At 72.8% G+C, this 3862-nt stretch carries 3 protein-coding genes; all 3 read left to right on the forward strand.

From position 1 onward, the window contains the following. Positions 1–702, forward strand: a 702-nt coding sequence (locus tag V7Z54_RS00335; RefSeq protein WP_334133512.1) for an AAA family ATPase, incomplete at its 5' end; no start/stop codon positions are given. Further along, positions 699–1685 (forward strand): DUF58 domain-containing protein, encoded by a 987-nt coding sequence (locus V7Z54_RS00340; protein WP_334133513.1) that lies wholly within the window; start codon positions 699–701, stop codon positions 1683–1685. The genes V7Z54_RS00335 and V7Z54_RS00340, both read left to right, overlap by 4 nt. Beyond that, a partial coding sequence (locus V7Z54_RS00345) for a transglutaminase family protein (protein ID WP_334133514.1) occupies positions 1676–3862 on the forward strand: 2187 nt, incomplete at its 3' end. The genes V7Z54_RS00340 and V7Z54_RS00345, both read left to right, overlap by 10 nt.

Here is a 3862-nt window from a genome sequence, read left to right on the forward strand (position 1 = left end):
CTGGTCGGGGCGTCGATCTACGACCGCGCGCAGCAGACCTTCGTGTTCCACCCCGGGCCGCTGTTTACCCAGCTGCTGCTGGCCGACGAGATCAACCGCGCCAGCCCGCGCACCCAAAGCGCGCTGCTGGAGGCGATGGAAGAACGGCAGGTCAGCGTCGATGGCGTCACCCATCCGCTGCCACAACCCTTCATCGTCATCGCCACCCAGAATCCGTTCGAGCAGCTCGGCACCCAGGGCCTGCCCGAATCCCAGCTCGACCGCTTCCTGATGCGCCTGTCGCTGGGCTACCCGGACCCCCAGGCCGAGCGCGCCCTACTGCGTGGCGAGGAGCGGCGCGCGCTGTTGCAGCGCCTGCCCGCTGTCACCGACGCAGCGGGCCTGCTGGGTTTGCAGGCGGCCGCCTCTGCGGTTGCCGTCAGCGACGCGCTGCTCGACGAGCTGCAGCGCCTGCTGCAGGCCACGCGCGACGCGGGCCTGTTCGTGCACGGCCTCAGCCCCCGCGCCGGACTCGCCCTGTTGCGTGCCGCCAAGGCCCATGCGCTGGTGGCCGGACGCACCTACGTCGCACCCGACGACCTGCACGCGGTGCTGATCCCGGTGGCCGCGCACCGCTTGCAGCCGCTGCCCAGCACCGGCTCCAGCGCCGCAGCCGCCCTGCAGATGCTGCTGGCGCAACTTGATCCGGCGCGCATCCCATGAACGACAGTCAAGCCCGCCGCAAGTGGTCGCCCGGGGGCTGGTGGCGCGCATGGCTGTGGCGCCGCTCCCCCACACCGCAGCACACGCTGACACCGCACAACCTGTACGTGCTGCCCACCCGAGCGGGTTGGATGCTGGCGCTGGTGCTGGGGCTGCTGCTGCTAGGCAGCATCAACTACCAGCTCAACCTGGGGTATGCCCTGACCTTCGCGCTGGCCGGTGCCGGCGTCGTGAGTGTCTGGATGGCCCACGCCAACCTGGTCGGCCTGACGCTGTCGCTGCGCCCGCCGGACATCGCCTTTGCGGGCCAGCGCCTCGCCATCGACATCGTGCTGGCAGACCCCCGGCGCGGCTGCCGCCGGTCGCTGGCCCTGCGGTGGCTGGGCAAGGGCCCGGCAACTGCGGTGTGGACGGATACGGGCGATACTGGCGTGACGACGGTGCCGCTGCCCTGGACACCGCCGCGACGCGGGCGCGTGATGCCGCCGGCGCTGGTCATCGAAACCCGCTACCCACTGGGCATCGCGCGCGTGTGGAGCGTGTGGCGACCCGCCGCCACGCTCCTGGTGGCCCCCGCGCCCGAAACGCCCACCCCAGCGCTGCCACGCCCGACCGCCGTCGGCGATAGCTCCGCCCACCACAGCGCCAGCCACGACGCTGGCGGCGACGAGGCCCGCCCCTACCGCAGCGGCGATGCACCGCGCCGCATCCTCTGGCGCAGAGCGGCCCAGCATCCGGACGACCCGGCCCAGTGGACGGTGCGCAGCGCGCGCCGCTACGCGGGTACGGGTCCCCTGTGGCTGGATGAGGCGGTCTGCGGACGACTCGACCCGGAGGCGCGGCGCGCGCGCCTGTGCGCATGGGTTCTGCAGGCCGATACCGCCGGCCTGCACTATGGTCTGCGCGTGGGCACGAGCACGATCGCCCCGGGGCATGGCCCCACCCACCGACGGCGTTGCCTGGAGGCCCTGGCATGCGCATAACGCGCCCCCGATGGCCGACCTCGTTGCGCCGTCAGGCCGTCGCCACCGACACCCTTCCGCCCGGGCCTGCGGCACTTCCGTCGACCGGGGCATCGGCCGCAGACGGCGGCCATGCCGGCATCCCGCGCGAGACGCGCGACACGCTGTTTGTGCTCGCCATCATCGGCTGGATTGCGGCGCTGCAGTGGGGCGAAGTGCCGGCCTGGACGCTGGCACTGGTGGCCGCGGTGCTTGCCTGGCGCGGTTGGCTGGCCTGGCGCCACCGTCCCCTGCCCGGCTGGCCGGTGCGTCTGGCCGTCACCGCGCTGGCGGTGGCCGCCACCATCGCCACCCATCATACGCTGCTCGGTCCCGAAGCCGGGGTGACGCTGGTGGTGGTGCTGCTGGCGCTGAAAACCCTGGAGCTGCGCGCGCAGCGCGACGCCTACGTCATCTTCTTCCTTGGCTTTTTCGTGCTGCTGACCCCCCTGCTGCATTCGCAGTCGCTGCTGACCGCGCTGGGCCTGCTGCCGGCGCTGTGGGGCCTGCTGACGGCGCTGGTGCTGGCCCAGCGCCCGCTGGGCTACCCGTCGCTGTGGCAGGCCGCACGCACGGCCGGCGCGCTGCTGGCATTGGGCACACCACTGATGGTGCTGCTGTTCGTGCTGTTCCCGCGCCTGCCCCCGCTGTGGGGCATCCCCACCGACAGCACGATTGGCCGCAGCGGCCTGTCGGGGCAGATGCGAGTGGGTGACGTGGCCCGCCTGGCGCTGGATGACCGCGTGGCGCTACGGGTGGCCTTTCCCGAAAGCGCACCGGCGCGTTCGATGCTGTATTTTCGCGGACCGGTGCTGCGCGTCTTCGACGGAAGCCACTGGCGCCCGCTGCACGGGCCCGACGCCGCCCCCGACGCGGTGGGCTGGCAGCGCTGGGACAGCAGCACCGACTGGGACAGCCACGGCGAGCCGCTGCGCTACGAAATCACGCTCGCGCCCAGCCTGCGCCCCTGGCTGGTGACGCTGGACGGCACCCGCCAGCCGCCCACCCTCACCGGCGGCGCACCCGAGGCGCGCCTGCACGGTTCGCCCGACGGCCAGTGGTGGCTGGGCCAGCCGGTCAGCGACGTGCTGCGCTACCGCGCCGAAGCCGAGCCTCTGCGGCTCTGGGGCCGTCAGGCTCCTCGCATGGCCCTGCAGATCGATCGGGAGCTGCCACCCGGGTTCAATCCGCGCACGCTGGCCTGGGCACAACGCCTGCGCCGCGAGCTGGGTAACCCCGAACCCGGCGTGCTGGTGGAGGCCCTGCTGCGCCAGTTGCGCGAGGGCGGCTACCGCTACACGCTGGAACCCGGCCAGTACGGACGTGACACCGCCGATGAGTTCTGGTTCGACCGGCGTGCCGGCTTTTGTGAGCACATCGCGTCGTCATTTGTCATCGCACTGCGCGCGATGGACGTGCCGGCACGCGTCGTCACCGGCTACCAGGGTGGGGAGCGCAACCCGATCGACGGCCTGTGGACGATACGCCACAGCGACGCGCACGCCTGGGCCGAAGTCTGGCTGCCTGAAGCGGGCTGGGTGCGCGTCGACCCGACCGCAGCCGTGGCCCCCCAGCGCACAGACGGCATCGAACGGCTGACGCCGCCGCCCGGCCCGCTGCAGGCCGCCGTGGTGGCGCTGGATCCGCGCCTACACACCACGTTGCGCCTGCTGTGGGACGCCGCCAACCAGCGCTGGAACGACTGGGTGTTGAACTACGGCACCGCACGCCAGTTGCAATGGCTGCGGCACCTGGGTTGGTCGGCACACGACTGGCGTGACGTGGCCCAGGCTCTGGGCGTGGCTCTGGCCGCCACCGCCGCGGCGGGGCTGGCGCTGCTGTGGTGCCGACGCGCACGCGGCGCCGACGCCTGGCAGCGCCTGCTGTGGCGCGCCGCGCGTCGCTGGCAGCGCCGGGGCTGGCCGCTGCCCCAGCCCTTGACCGCCCGAGCTCTGCACGACGCCATCACCGGCCCGTGGCGGACCGTCACACGGGCCGACCTGACACCACCCGTCAGCCAGACCTGGGGGGACTGGCTGCTGGCGCTGGAGCGGCTGCGCTACGATCCTCACGTGGATCGAGGTGCCTCGCCGACCCTGGCCGACCTGCGCCGCGCGCTGCGGCGACTGCCCCCGCCCCCTATGCCCCCGCACCCACCC

It is taken from the genome of Tepidimonas sp., assembly GCF_036824975.1.
Lineage (GTDB): Bacteria > Pseudomonadota > Gammaproteobacteria > Burkholderiales > Burkholderiaceae_C > Tepidimonas.